This window comes from Amycolatopsis sp. cmx-4-83, from assembly GCF_046548815.1.
Taxonomy (GTDB): domain Bacteria; phylum Actinomycetota; class Actinomycetes; order Mycobacteriales; family Pseudonocardiaceae; genus Amycolatopsis; species Amycolatopsis pretoriensis_A.
On sequence record NZ_JAEBEF010000021.1, the window covers coordinates 15,833 to 28,584 of the forward strand.

13 protein-coding genes are annotated in these 12,752 nt (G+C 72.1%); 7 read left to right on the forward strand and 6 right to left on the reverse strand.

Translation table 11 applies throughout. The features are described 5' to 3' along the window. Window positions 1–27 precede the first annotated feature (27 nt). The 4 genes from ACLJQM_RS44880 (at window position 28) to hisG (ending at window position 3,233) form a co-directional block, all read left to right on the forward strand. On the forward strand, window positions 28–1,488 hold the full coding sequence (locus ACLJQM_RS44880; RefSeq protein ID WP_410636269.1) for an AlkA N-terminal domain-containing protein: 1,461 nt from the start codon (window positions 28–30) through the stop codon (window positions 1,486–1,488). Window positions 1,489–1,502: 14 nt separating this feature from the next. Beyond that, window positions 1,503–1,988 carry a methylated-DNA--[protein]-cysteine S-methyltransferase gene (locus tag ACLJQM_RS44885; protein ID WP_410636270.1) on the forward strand — a complete coding sequence of 162 codons (486 nt, stop codon included), beginning with the start codon at window positions 1,503–1,505 and terminating at the stop codon, window positions 1,986–1,988. 103 nt (window positions 1,989–2,091) lie between these two features. After that, a complete protein-coding gene (locus tag ACLJQM_RS44890) occupies window positions 2,092–2,355 on the forward strand; it encodes a phosphoribosyl-ATP diphosphatase (protein WP_247023247.1) in 264 nt (87 codons plus the stop codon). A 32-nt stretch (window positions 2,356–2,387) separates the two neighbouring features. Then, window positions 2,388–3,233, forward strand: a complete 846-nt coding sequence (hisG, locus tag ACLJQM_RS44895) for an ATP phosphoribosyltransferase (RefSeq protein ID WP_247023248.1) — start codon at window positions 2,388–2,390, stop codon at window positions 3,231–3,233. A 41-nt stretch (window positions 3,234–3,274) separates the two neighbouring features. On the opposite strand, the gene ACLJQM_RS44900 is transcribed toward hisG, so the two are convergent. From ACLJQM_RS44900 to ACLJQM_RS44910, 3 genes are all read right to left on the reverse strand, one after another. Further along, window positions 3,275–4,213 (reverse strand): ParA family protein, encoded by a 939-nt coding sequence (locus ACLJQM_RS44900; protein WP_247023249.1) that lies wholly within the window; start codon window positions 4,211–4,213, stop codon window positions 3,275–3,277. A 64-nt stretch (window positions 4,214–4,277) separates the two neighbouring features. Further along, a complete protein-coding gene (locus ACLJQM_RS44905; protein ID WP_410636271.1) occupies window positions 4,278–5,069 on the reverse strand; it encodes a thioesterase family protein in 792 nt (263 codons plus the stop codon). Beyond that, on the reverse strand, window positions 5,069–5,968 hold the full coding sequence (locus ACLJQM_RS44910; protein ID WP_247023251.1) for a RecB family exonuclease: 900 nt from the start codon (window positions 5,966–5,968) through the stop codon (window positions 5,069–5,071). Before ACLJQM_RS44910 ends, ACLJQM_RS44905 begins: the two co-directional genes overlap by 1 nt. A gap of 247 nt (window positions 5,969–6,215) precedes the next feature. On the opposite strand from ACLJQM_RS44910, the gene ACLJQM_RS44915 reads away from it, so the two are divergent. Next, entirely contained in the window at window positions 6,216–7,367 is a 1,152-nt protein-coding gene (locus tag ACLJQM_RS44915; RefSeq protein WP_410636272.1) for a M50 family metallopeptidase, read from the forward strand. Between the two features lie 62 nt (window positions 7,368–7,429). Next, window positions 7,430–8,260 (forward strand): tRNA (adenine-N1)-methyltransferase, encoded by an 831-nt coding sequence (locus tag ACLJQM_RS44920; protein WP_410636273.1) that lies wholly within the window; start codon window positions 7,430–7,432, stop codon window positions 8,258–8,260. Here the strand turns inward: ACLJQM_RS44920 and ACLJQM_RS44925 are convergent. Next, window positions 8,257–8,703, reverse strand: coding sequence for a hypothetical protein (locus tag ACLJQM_RS44925; protein WP_360781888.1), 447 nt, complete (start codon window positions 8,701–8,703; stop codon window positions 8,257–8,259). The genes ACLJQM_RS44920 and ACLJQM_RS44925 overlap by 4 nt on opposite strands. A 13-nt stretch (window positions 8,704–8,716) precedes the next feature. Further along, on the reverse strand, window positions 8,717–9,613 hold the full coding sequence (locus ACLJQM_RS44930; RefSeq protein WP_410636274.1) for a hypothetical protein: 897 nt from the start codon (window positions 9,611–9,613) through the stop codon (window positions 8,717–8,719). A gap of 357 nt (window positions 9,614–9,970) precedes the next feature. Here ACLJQM_RS44930 and arc point away from each other — a divergent pair, with 357 nt between their 5' ends. Next, a complete protein-coding gene (gene arc / locus ACLJQM_RS44935) occupies window positions 9,971–11,773 on the forward strand; it encodes a proteasome ATPase (protein WP_247023256.1) in 1,803 nt (600 codons plus the stop codon). Between the two features lie 51 nt (window positions 11,774–11,824). On the opposite strand, the gene ACLJQM_RS44940 is transcribed toward arc, so the two are convergent. After that, window positions 11,825–12,745 (reverse strand): DMT family transporter, encoded by a 921-nt coding sequence (locus tag ACLJQM_RS44940; protein WP_410636275.1) that lies wholly within the window; start codon window positions 12,743–12,745, stop codon window positions 11,825–11,827. Between the last annotated feature and the right edge of the window lie 7 nt (window positions 12,746–12,752).

Here is a 12,752-nt window from a genome sequence, read left to right on the forward strand (position 1 = left end):
TCTCCGCGCTCGGCGATGCTGGGACGCGTGCATGAAGACTTCGAACGGTGCGTGCGGGCCGTGCAGGCGAAGGACGCCCGCTTCGACGGGTGGTTCTACACGGCGGTTCTGACGACGAAGATCTACTGCCGGCCCAGCTGTCCCGTCGTGCCGCCCAAGCCGCGGAACATGAGCTTCTACCCGAGCGCGGCGGCCGCCCAGCAGGCCGGGTTCCGCGCCTGCAAGCGCTGCCGCCCCGACGCCAGCCCCGGCTCGCCGCTGTGGAACGAGCGCGCCGACCTGGTGGCGCGGGCGATGCGGCTGATCGCCGACGGCGTCGTGGACACCGAAGGCGTCCGCGGGCTGGCCGCCCGGCTCGGCTACAGCGTCCGGCAGGTCGAGCGCCAGGTGTTCGCCGAGCTCGGCGCCGGCCCGCTGGCGCTGGCGCGGGCCCAGCGCGCGCAGACCGCGCGGATCCTGATCGAGACGACCGCCCTGCCGATGACCGAGCTGGCGCTGGCCGCCGGGTTCGGCAGCATCCGGACGTTCAACGACACCGTGCGCGAGGTGTTCGCCCTCTCGCCGACCGAGCTGCGGCAGCGCGCCAAGGGCAAGCCCGCGGCCGCCGGCGCGCTCGTGCTGCGGCTGCCCTACCGGAAGCCGCTGTACCCGGACAACCTGTTCGGGCACCTCGTGGCGACCGGTGTGCCGGGGGTGGAGGAGTGGCGGGACGGCGCCTACCGCCGGACGCTGCGGCTGCCGCACGGCCCCGGTGTCGTCGCGCTGCGGCCCGAGGACGGCCACATCGCCGCCCGGCTGACCCTCGCCGACCTCCGCGACCTGCCTGCCGCGACGAGCCGCTGCCGCCGCCTGCTCGACCTGGACGCCGACCCGGTCGCCGTCGACGACCAGCTCGCCACCGACCCGCTGCTCGCGCCCCTGGTGGCGGCCGCACCGGGCCGCCGGGTCCCGCGCACGGTCGACGGCGCCGAGTTCGCCGTCCGGGCCGTGCTGGGCCAGCAGGTCTCGACGGCGGCGGCCCGCACCCACGCCGCCCGGCTCGTCGTGGCGCACGGCGAACCGGTCGAGGACCCCGAAGGCGGCCTGACCCACCTGTTCCCGTCGCCGGAGGCGCTGGCTTCGCTGGACCCGGAGACGCTGGCCATGCCCCGCAGCCGCCGTCGCACGCTGCTCGCGCTGGTCGAGGCGCTGACCGGCGGCCTCGACCTCGGCGCGGGCAGCGACTGGGACGCGACCCGGGCGGCACTGACCGCGCTGCCGGGGTTCGGGCCGTGGACGGTCGAGAGCATCGCGATGCGGGCGCTCGGCGACCCGGACGCGTTCCTCCCCACCGACCTCGGCATCAAGTACGCGGCCGAGACCCTGGGCCTCGGCGGCCAGGCCGCCGTCGTCGCCCGGTCCGCGGCGTGGCGCCCCTGGCGGGCGTACGCCACCCAGCACCTGTGGGCCACCGGCGACCACGCGATCAACCGGATGCCCGCGGCTTGAGGTCAGGAGAACCGATGCGTACCCATGCAGTTGCCGAGAGCCCGTGCGGCCCGCTCACGCTGGTCGCCGAGGGCGACGCGCTGTGCGGCCTGTACATGGCCGAGCAGCGCCACCGCCCGGACGAGCTGACGTTCGGCACGCACGACCCCGGCGCGGACATCTTCGCCCGCGCCGAAACCGAGCTGAAGGAGTACTTCGCCGGTCAGCGCGAGCGGTTCGAGCTGCCGCTGGCCTTCGTGGGCACGCCGTTCCAGCGGTCGGTCTGGGCGCAGCTGCGCGAGATCCCGTACGGCACCACCACGTCGTACGGCGAGCTGGCCGACCGGCTCGGCAACCCGGGCGCGTCCCGCGCGGTCGGGCTGGCGAACGGCAAGAACCCGATCGGCATCATCGTCCCGTGCCACCGGGTGGTCGGCTCGACCGGCTCGCTCACCGGCTACGGCGGCGGCTTGGAACGCAAGCGGTACCTGCTCGACTTCGAGCGCGGCTCGCTGTTCTGATCCCACCTTTCGGGAACAACGTTCCACGGTGGTGTGAGATCCGCGGCATCCCGGCCAGCCCGGGGCGGCGCCCGCGGGCCCGGGGTGGAAGGATCTGCAGACCGTGAAGACCTTCGATGAGCTGTTCGCGGAGCTTGCCGAGCGCGCGCGTTCCCGTCCCGACGGGTCCGGCACCGTCGTCGCCCTCGATGCCGGGGTGCACGCCCAGGGCAAGAAGGTGCTCGAGGAAGCCGGCGAGGTGTGGATCGCGGCCGAGCACGAGTCCGACGACCGCCTCGCCGAGGAGATCTCCCAGCTGCTGTACCGGGTGCAGGTGCTGATGCTCGGCCGCGGTCTGTCGACCGAGGACGTCTACCGCTACCTGTGACTGTCGCTCGAAGATACGAGGAGAGAAGCGAAATGCTGCGTGTTGCCGTGCCGAACAAGGGAGCCCTCGCCGCCGCGGCGACGGAGATGCTCGGCGAGGCGGGCTACCGCAAGCGGCATGAGCAGCGCGACCTGACCGTGCTCGACCCGGTGAACGAGGTCGAGTTCTTCTTCCTGCGGCCCAAGGACATCGCCATCTACGTCGGGTCCGGCGAGCTCGACCTCGGCATCACCGGCCGGGACCTCGCGCTCGACTCCGGCGCGCCGGTCGAGGAGGTCCAGGCGCTCGGTTTCGGCGGCTCGACGTTCCGCTACGCCGCCCCGGCGGGCAAGGACTGGAAGCCGGCGGACCTGCACGGCAAGCGGCTTGCGACGTCGTACCCGCGGCTGGTCCGCGACGACCTCGCCCGCCACGGCGTCGAGGCCGAGGTGATCCGCCTCGACGGCGCGGTGGAGATCTCGATCCAGCTCGGCGTCGCCGACGCGATCGCGGACGTGGTCGAATCCGGGCGTTCGCTGCGCCAGAACAACCTGGTGGCGTTCGGCGACCCGATCTGCGTCTCGGAAGCGGTGCTGCTGCAGCGCAAGGGGACGGGGGAGAGCAAGCCGAAGTCGCAGCTCGCGGCGCGGCTGCGCGGGGTCGTGTTCGCGCAGCAGTACCTGATGCTGGACTACGACTGCCCGCGCACGCTCGTCGAACGGGCCATCGCCATCACGCCGGGCCTGGAGTCGCCGACGGTCGCCCCGCTGGCCGACGACGACTGGGTCGCCGTGCGCGCGATGGTCTCGCGCAAGGACGTCAACCGGGTCATGGACGAGCTGGCCGAGGTCGGCGCCAAGGCGATCCTGGCGTCCGACATCCGTTCCTGCCGCCTCTGAGCCTCGTGAGTGTTCAGGCGGGTTCTAACCCGCCTGAACACTCACGAGCGCGGCCGGTTGGGCTTCTTCGGGAGCAGGTCGTAGAGGCCCTTGCGGACGCCGTTGTCGTTGACGTTGCGCGCCACCGCGACTTCGGAGATGAAGTCCTCGAAGACGAACTCCTCGTCGGCGGGGACGACGGCCGGGGCCTGGTTCTGCGCCAGGTAGCTGTCGAGGGTGCCCGCGATCTCGCGGAACGACAGCGCCTGCAACGTCTCCGGGGCGTAGGTCGTCACCGGGACGCCGTGCGCCGCCGCTTCGTTCATCACCACGCCGAGCGGCAGGTGCGACAGCATCGGGATGCCGAACTCGTACATCTCCTGCAGCGCCGCGGCCGCGTAGTGCGAGATCGGCCGCCGGTAGAGGCTCGGCACCAGCCCGAACCACGACAGCGGCTGCCGCCCGACGGTCTGCTCGACGTACCGGACCTGGTCGGCCAGCAGCCGCAGCGCGCGAATGCTCGTCTTGTCCGGCTGCACCGGCACGAGGATGCCGTGCGACGCCGCCAGCGCGTTGTTCGTCAGCACGTCGAGCGCCGGCGGGCAGTCGATGATGCAGTGGTCGTAGTTGGCGAACTGGATGACCCGCGCGAGCTGCCAGCCGGGTACGCGGAACGAGTCGAGCCGCCGGATCAGGTCGAACATCCCCGGTGACGTCGGCACGACGTCGAGCGCGCCGCCCTTGCCGAGGTTGCTGCGCGGGTGCGGGACCACCAGGTCCTCGATCGCGCCCTTCCAGGTCTTGGCCAGCGCCTTCGCCAGGCTCGGCCGGTCCGGTGGCACCTCGGCCAGCCCGAGCATCTCGGTCGTCGCGTGGCCCTGCGGGTCGAGGTCGACCAGCAGCACCCGCCGGCCCCGCTCGGCCAGCGCCGCCGCGGTGCCGACGCTCAGAGAGGTCTTGCCGACCCCGCCTTTCTGGTTGACCACCGAGGTGATCTGCATGCCGGAGCGCTCCTCAAGTCGGTCGTTCCGCGAAGGTTATTGGATCCGGGGCCGTTGTGGGTGGCTATCCGCCCCCGGCCTGTCGCGGCCGGACCATCAGCGCCTGCGCGCCGGTCGCCAGCGGGCCGCTCGCGTCGTGCAGGATGCTCGTCGCCGTGCCGGTGCCGTGCCGCCCGACCAGCGTCACCGCGTCCAGGCCGATCCACTCGCCCTCGGGCACCCGCCGCACGTGCACGGTCAGCTCGGAGTTGATGAACCACCACTGCCGCGGGTCGAGGAAGTTGGACACGCCGTTGCCGGAGTCGGCGACGGTGAACAGCCGCTGCAGCCCGCTCGGCTCCTCGCCGTCGACCAGCGGGACCCGCTGCCGGGCCCAGACCGCCGCCGGGCCGGGCACGTCCATGCCGCCGCGGACCGCGCGCCACTCCACCGCGTCGAGGTAGCCGCTCTGCCAGCCCTCCGGCCACGGCGACTCCGTGACGCTGTCCGGCGCCGGCAGCATCGGGCCGCCGTCGGTGGCGATCTCGGCGGTGTCGGAAGTCGCGACCCGCCACGCCGACGCACGGGCCACGACCCGCTCCGCGCTCGCCAGCTCGGCCTGCAGCAGCTCGACCGACCGGCCGGGGCGCTCCACCCGGGCCCGCACGGTGAGCTCGGCGACCGGGGCCGGCCCGAGGATTTCGACGGTGACCCTGGCCAGTTCGGCCGGGTGCGCGGGTTCGACGGTTTCGAGGGCCCGCACCAGCAACGCCGACGGCGGCCCGAAGTGCTGCGACTCCGAAGACCACGGGCCGGCGGTGTGCGCGGTCGCGGAGTAGCGGCCTTCGCCGCGCGGGACGTAGAACGCGTCGGCCATCAGTCGGCCCGGTCCAGCGGCGTCTCGTCGCCCGCGTCGGGCTCCGGCCACCCGGGGTAGGCGGGCGGCGTGCCGCCGTACTCGGGGCAGTGCGCCTGGTGGTCGCACCAGTTGCACAGCTTGCTCTTGTTGGCGCGGAAGTCGCCGGTCTTGCCCGCCTTGAGGATGGCCTGCCAGATGGCTTCGAGGGTGCGCTCGAAACGCAGCAGCTCGGCTTCGTCGGGCGTGTAGGCGAGGGACTGGCCGTCGGTCAGGTACATGAGTTTCAGCTGCCGCGGCACGATCCCGCGCAGCCGCCACAGCACCACGGCGTAGAACTTCATCTGGAACATCGCCTTGGCCTCGCCGATTTCCCGCGGCGCGGCACCGGTCTTGTAGTCCACGACCCGGATTTCGCCGGTCGGCGCGACGTCGAGGCGGTCGATGTAGCCGCGCAGCAGGACACCGGAGCCGAGCTCGATTTCGACGTGCAGCTCGCACGCTTCGGGTTCGAGCCGCCGCGGGTCTTCGAGTTCGAAGTAGGCGTCGAGGAGCTTTTCCGCCGAGCGCAGCCAGTCCGCGTGGTCGTCGGGCTTTTCGGTGTCGAACAGCTCGGTCCACTCCGGACGGTCCGCGGACAGGTCCGTCCACGCCGGGCCCAGCAGCTCCCGCGCCTGCGCGGGGACGCGCTCGGCGGCGGGCAGCGCGAACAGCCGCTCCAGCACCGAGTGGACGAGCGTGCCCCGCAGCTGCGCCTTGGTGGGTACCTCGGGCAGCCGGTCGACCGCGCGGAACCGGTAGAGCAGCGGGCACTGTTTGAAGTCACTGGCCCTCGACGGCGACAACGCGGGCCGCCGGCGCACCTGCGTGGCGACGGCGGAGGCTGGGGGTTCCGTGGTGACGGTGTCGGCGTCGGGCATGGGCAGAGCGTAACGCCGGGGTACGACAGTTCCGGCGACCGCAACGCCCGCACCGGCGCCGAGGTGGGGAAAGCGACCCGGCGCCGCCCGCCCGCATGTCATGAAAGGGTCGTTCACCTCGCCAGACGACATGAACGACCCTTTCACGACATCCCCCACGACGCTGCGGACCGCTCAGGACACGCGGGTGCGACACCATCCGGGCCGGATCACCCGCTCCCCACACCGGGGGCTCTAGGCTCTCCGCATGGCCGCGACCAGTGAGCAGGGCACCGGGGGCACCCGGCAGGCCGTCCGCTCGGACGGTGGCCTCGTGCTGTTCCGGGTCGCCGGCGTGCCCGTGCTGCTGGCGCCGTCCTGGTGGATCGGGTCGCTGATCGTCGTAGTTCTCTACGCACCGCTCGTCGGGCGGCTGCTCCCGGATGCCTCGGGGCTGACGTCGTGGCTGCTGGCCGGCGCGTTCGCGGTGCTGCTGGGGCTCTCCGTGCTCGCGCACGAGCTCGGGCACTGCCTGGTCGCGCTGCGGCTGGGGATCCCCGTGCGGCGGCTGCGCCTGTTCCTCCTCGGCGGCCTGTCCGAAGTGGCTCGCACGCCGAAGCGCCCCGGCCAGGAAGGTCTGGTCGCGGCGGCCGGACCGGTCGTCTCGCTGCTGCTCGGCGGGTTCTGCGGCCTGCTGATGTTCGCCGTGCCGTCGGACGGCGCGGTCTGGCTCCTGGTCGCCGAATGCGCGGTCGCGAACCTCGCCGTCGGCGTGTTCAACCTCCTGCCCGGACTTCCGCTCGACGGCGGGCGGCTGGTCCGCGCCGGGGTCTGGGCGGCCACCGGCATCCGCGCGAAGGGGACCCGCGCCGCGGTCGCCGGTGGGGCGGTCGTGGCCGCCGGGCTGCTCGTCTGGGCGCTGTGGGGCCTGGCCACGGCTAGCCCGGACCGCTGGCTGCGGCTGGGCGTCTGCGTCGTCACGGCGTGGTTCGTGATCCTCGGCGCCCGCTCGGAGCTGGCCGCCGAAGCGCGCCGCACGTGGCCCGAAGGCTTGGTGCTCGGCGAACTCGTCCGGCCGGTGCTGCAGCTGCCCGCCGAAAGCCCGGTGTCGGACGCGCTGGCCGCGTCGGCGGGCCGGGGCGTGGTGCTGGTCCGCGCCGACGGGGTCGCCGCCGGGCTGCTGGACACCGGTGCGGCCGAACGGCTCGCGGGCACCTCACCGCACGCGCCGGCCGAGCTGGCGGCCGAGCCGATCCGGGCCGAGACCGTGCTCCTGGCGTCGGAGCCGGGGGAGGACGTCGTCGAGCGGGTCCGCGAGACGGCCGCGTGGCAGTTCCTCGTCGTCGACGACGAAGGGCGCCCGGCGGGCGTGCTGCGCCGGGACGACCTGCGGGCCGCGCTGAACCGCCGCACCCGCTGACGCCGCGCCCCGGGCGGCCTGCGAAGATCTGTCGTCGGCCATTCGGGGTACAGGAGGAAGTGTTGTCGGTCAGCGGACCGTTTCGCGCGGGTGATCGGGTGCAGTTGACCGACTCGAAGGGGCGCCACTACACCCTGACGCTGGCCGACGGCGGTGAGTACCACACGCACCGCGGCGGCCTCGCCCACGACGACCTGATCGGCCGTCCCGAGGGCTCGGTGGTCACGTCCGCGGGCGGGTCCACGTACCTCGCGCTGCGCCCCCTCCTGCCGGACTACGTGCTTTCGATGCCGCGCGGCGCGCAGGTCATCTACCCCAAGGACGCCGCGCAGATCGTGATGTGGGGCGACATTTTCCCGGGCGCGCGCGTGCTCGAAGCGGGTGCCGGTTCGGGCGCGCTGACGTGCTCGCTGCTGCGCGCGGTCGGCCCGGCCGGCACCGTGCAGTCCTACGAGATCCGCGACGACCACGCCGCGCACGCCGAGCACAACGTCGTGAAGTTCTTCGGCGAGAAGCCGGCCAACTGGTCGCTCACGGTCGCCGACCTGGCTTCGCACGAGGGCGAGGTCGACCGGGTCGTGCTGGACATGCTGGCGCCGTGGGAGCAGCTGCCGAACGTGGCCGCGCACCTGGTACCGGGTGGCGTACTGACAGTCTACGTCGCGACCGTGACGCAGCTCTCGCGGGTCACCGAGTCGCTGCGCGAGCAGCAGTGCTGGACCGAGCCGGAGTCGTGGGAGACGCTGATGCGCCCGTGGCACGTCGTGGGCCTGGCGGTCCGCCCGGACCACCGGATGGTCGCGCACACGGCGTTCCTGCTCACCGCGCGCCGGCTGGCCGACGGCACCGTGTCCCCGCGCGTGTCACGCCGTCCGGCGAAGGGCAAGGGCTAACCCGGCACGCACCACCGGCCGTTCTCCTTGTGCAGGGGGAACGGCGTGTCCTTCGTGCCGCCCACCGCCTCGACGTGCACCTTCGCGGTCGCGGACTCACCGCGCACCTCGGGGGGTTCCGCGAGCGTCGCGGTGACCGGGCCGGCCGCGTCCCATGTCCGCTGCAGCCCAGCGAGGGCCTCGGCGCTCTGCGGGCGGCAGGTCAGCTTGCCGAACGCCGCCGAGTCGTGGCGGACGATCGCCTCGACGATCGCCTTCGCCAGCACCCCGACCGCCGCGGTGTCCATCGCGCTGGGCGAGGGGGACGCCGACGGCCGGGCCGGCCGCGGCGTGCTCGACGGGGCGGGCGGGGCACCGGACGGCGCCACGAGCAGCAGTCCCAGCACCACACCCGCGCCGGCCACGCCGAGCAGGACCAGCCCGGCGACGAGCGCGCGCTTCACCGACGACGGCGGCTCACGAGCCGTCCGCCTTCACGTTGGACAGGCACCACAGGCCGGATTCCTTCTGCGCCGACATGGTGCCGACCTTGGTCTTGCTGCCGTCGGTGGCGGAGTAGCGCACGGTGGCCTTGTCGCCGGTCTCCTGCGGCTCGCCGGTCAGCTTGACCGTGACCTTCGGGATGTCGCCGGTGGTGCCCTCGTAGACGCTGCGGCAGATGACGTCGCCGAGCGCCTTCTCGTCGCTGGCGTTGTAGGCCGTGATCGTCGTGTCGAACAGCTCCTTCGAGCTGGCCTGGCCGGCGGGGGCCGGGCCGCCCGCGGGCTTGCTGCTGCTGGTCGACGGCCGGGTCGGCGAGGTGGCCTTGGGCTTCGAGGCGGACGTCTTGGGCGCCGACGTCGGGGCGGCCGAGCTGCTGCTGGCCGGCGGGGCGGCGGTGGTGGTGTCGTCACCCTTCGTGGCCAGGACGATTGCGGTCACGCCGCCGCCGACCAGGACGACCGCGCCGACCGCGATGCCGACGATGAGCCCGGTTTTCTTCTTCTTGGGCGGGGGCGCGTCGCCGAAGCCGCCGCCCCCGTACTGGTCGTAGCCGCCGAAACCCTGCTGCTGGGGCTGGCCCCACTGGTCCTGCTGGCCGTACTGCGGGTAGCCCTGCTGCGGCTGAGAGCCCGTCTGGGGCGGGTAACCGCCCTGCTGGGGCTGGCCGTACGGATCGGGCTGGCCGCCCTGCGGGGGCTGGCCGTACGGGTCCGGCCGGCCGAACTGCTGGGTGCCGCCGTAGCCCGGCTGCTGCTGCGGTCCGCTCTGGGGGTAGCCGCCCTGCTGGGGCTGGCCGTAGGGCCCAGGCTGCTGCCCGTAGCCCCCGGGCTGCTGGCCGTAGCCGCCCGGCTGCTGCGGCGGGTAGGTCATGAGTGGTGCCCCCTAGCGTCCTTCGAAGACCCGGCAGACGGTGCCGACGTCGGCCCGATGCTAGCCACCGGGCCCGTCCGCCGCGCGGTTAGGGCGGAACTGGCCGGAAATGCCCGGTGTCCCGCCGGTTGGGCACCGCGGGGACGGGGTACTCCCTGCGTGCTTGCTTCACCCCGGCCCGGAAAGACCCGCGACACACCCGTGCCACGGCACCGAAATGGCCGCTTGCGCTGCGGGAATGTCCGTGCTGGGGAAGGCCGGCGAACCGCGACGCGCCGATCTTGTGATCCGGAAAGGCCTTTTCTTGTCGGTGATCGCCGGTACCGTGGAATGAAAAGCACTCCGAGGAGGTGCCCGATGCATCATGACCTTCCCGGAGGTCGGCGCGAGGAGGCCGACCCTTCAGCAACATCCGGAGCTGGGACGACGGCGGACGAGCAGGCTCGGCAGATCCGTTTTCTCGAGGAAGAAGTGGCGCTGCTGCGCCGCAAACTGACGGACTCGCCACGGCAGAACCGAGTTCTCGAACAACGACTCGCCGAGGCCTCGGAACGGGTGAGCCAGCTCACCGAACGCAACACCAAACTGGTCGAGACGCTGCGCGAAGCGCGAGGACAGCTCCTCGCTCTCCGTGAAGAGGTCGACCGGCTGGCCCAGCCACCGTCCGGGTACGGCGTCTTCGTCGAGGCGTACGAGGACAACACGGTGGACGTCTTCACCGCGGGCCGGAAGATGCGGGTGTCGGTATCGCCCGCGGTCGAGATCTCGTCGTTGCGCCGCGGCCAGGCGCTGCGGCTCAACGAGGCCCTCACCGTCGTCGAAGGCGGCGGTTTCGAGCGCACCGGCGAGGTGTGCGCGTTGCGCGAGGTGCTCGCGCCGGACGTCGAGGGCGGCAGCCTTCGCGCGCTGGTGGTCGGGCACGCGGACGAGGAGCGGGTGGTCCTGCTCTCCGATCTGCTGGCGGAGCAGCCGCTCAAGCCGGGCGACTCGCTCCTGGTCGACTCCAAGGCCGGCTACGCATACGAGCGCGTGCCGAAGGCGGAGGTCGAGGACCTGGTGCTGGAGGAGGTGCCGGACGTCCGCTACGAGGACATCGGTGGCCTCACCCGGCAGATCGAGCAGATCCGGGACGCGGTGGAACTGCCGTTCCTGCACGCGGACCTGTACCAGGAGTACCAGCTGCGGCCCCCGAAGGGTGTCCTGCTCTACGGCCCGCCGGGCTGCGGCAAGACGCTCATCGCCAAGGCCGTGGCGAACTCGCTGGCCAAGAAGGTGGCGGCGGCGCGGGGCGACAACGAGGACGGGAAGTCCTACTTCCTGAACATCAAGGGTCCCGAGCTGCTCAACAAGTTCGTCGGGGAGACCGAGCGGCACATCCGCCTGATCTTCCAGCGGGCGCGGGAAAAGGCCTCCGAGGGCACCCCGGTGATCGTGTTCTTCGACGAGATGGACTCGATCTTCCGGACCCGTGGGTCGGGCGTGTCGTCCGACGTCGAGACCACGATCGTGCCGCAGCTGCTGTCGGAGATCGACGGTGTCGAAGGCCTGGAGAACGTCATCGTCATCGGCGCCTCCAACCGCGAAGACATGATCGACCCGGCGATCCTGCGGCCGGGCCGGCTCGACGTCAAGATCAAGATCGAGCGTCCGGACGCCGAAGGCGCGAAGGACATCTTCTCCAAGTACCTGGCCGAAGGCCTGCCGATCCACGCCGACGACCTCGCCGAGTTCGGCGGGGACCCGAAGGCGACGTTCGACGCGATGATCCAGCACACCGTCGAGCGGATGTACGAGGAGAGCGACGAGAACCGGTTCCTCGAGGTGACCTACGCCAACGGGGACAAGGAAGTCCTGTACTTCCGCGACTTCAACTCGGGCGCGATGATCCAGAACATCGTGGACCGGGCGAAGAAGTCGGCGATCAAGTCGGTGCTGGAGACCCAGCAGCCGGGTCTGCGCGTGCAGCACCTGCTCGACGCGATCGTCGACGAGTTCGCGGAGAACGAGGACCTGCCCAACACCACCAACCCGGACGACTGGGCCCGGATCTCCGGCAAGAAGGGCGAGCGGATCGTCTACATCCGCACGCTCGTCACCGGCAAGAACCAGGATTCGGGGCGGGCGATCGACACCGCCACGAACACCGGTCAGTACCTGTAGGTTCGAGCGCTCGATGGGGCGGCCGCTTCGGCGACCGTCCCATCGGCGTGTCTAGCGGCGGATGAGTTCCGGCCCGGCGGGGCGGCGCACCCGTAGCCGTCCGTGGGCGGCCAAAATGCCCAGCACCACGAGCAGGGCGCCGGCCGGCTGGTTCCAGCTCACCGGTTCGCCCAGCACGAGCACGCCGAGCAGCACCCCGACGACCGGTGTCAGGTACGTGACCGCCGAGGCGTTGGCCGCGCCCCAGGCGGCGATGATGCGGACGTTCCAGACGTAGGCGAGACCCGTGCCGAACACGCCGAGCGCCACCATGCTCGCCACCACCGCGAGGTCCAGGTGCACCGGCGCGGTGGCGATGGCCGGGGCGAGCAGCCCCAAGAGGACGGTCGCGGAGGCGGTCTGCCCGAACGCGACGACGACCGGGTCCGTCCCGCGTGGTGAGACGAACCGGCGCATGTACACGAAACAAGCGCCGTAGCAGGTCGTCGCGCCGAGGCAGGCGAGCTGCGCGGTCAGCTGGTGCGAGACGTCGACGCCGTGCCACACGCCGACGATCGTGAGCACCCCGAGGAAGCCGAGCAGCAACCCGGCGACCTTCGGGGGCGTGAACCGTTCTTCGGGCAGCGCCGCGGCCGCCAGCAGCATCGTGATGAGCGGCGTGGTGGCGTTGAAGATGCTGGCCAAACCGGACGAAATGTACTGTTCCGCCCACGAGAACAAGAGGAACGGCACCACGCACAGCAGCACCGACACGACCGCGAGGTGGCCCCACAGCACGGGATCGCGGGGCAGCGGGCGGCGGCGCACGGCCAGCACGAAGGCCAGCGCGAGCGCACCCAGTGCGACGCGGGCGAGCGCCACCTGGGCGGGTGAGAGGCCGCCGAGGCCCACCTTGATGAACAGGAAACTCGCACCCCAGACCACGGCCAGCAGCGCGAACCGCACCGTGACCCCGAAACCCGCCAGTCGCATGGGCGCA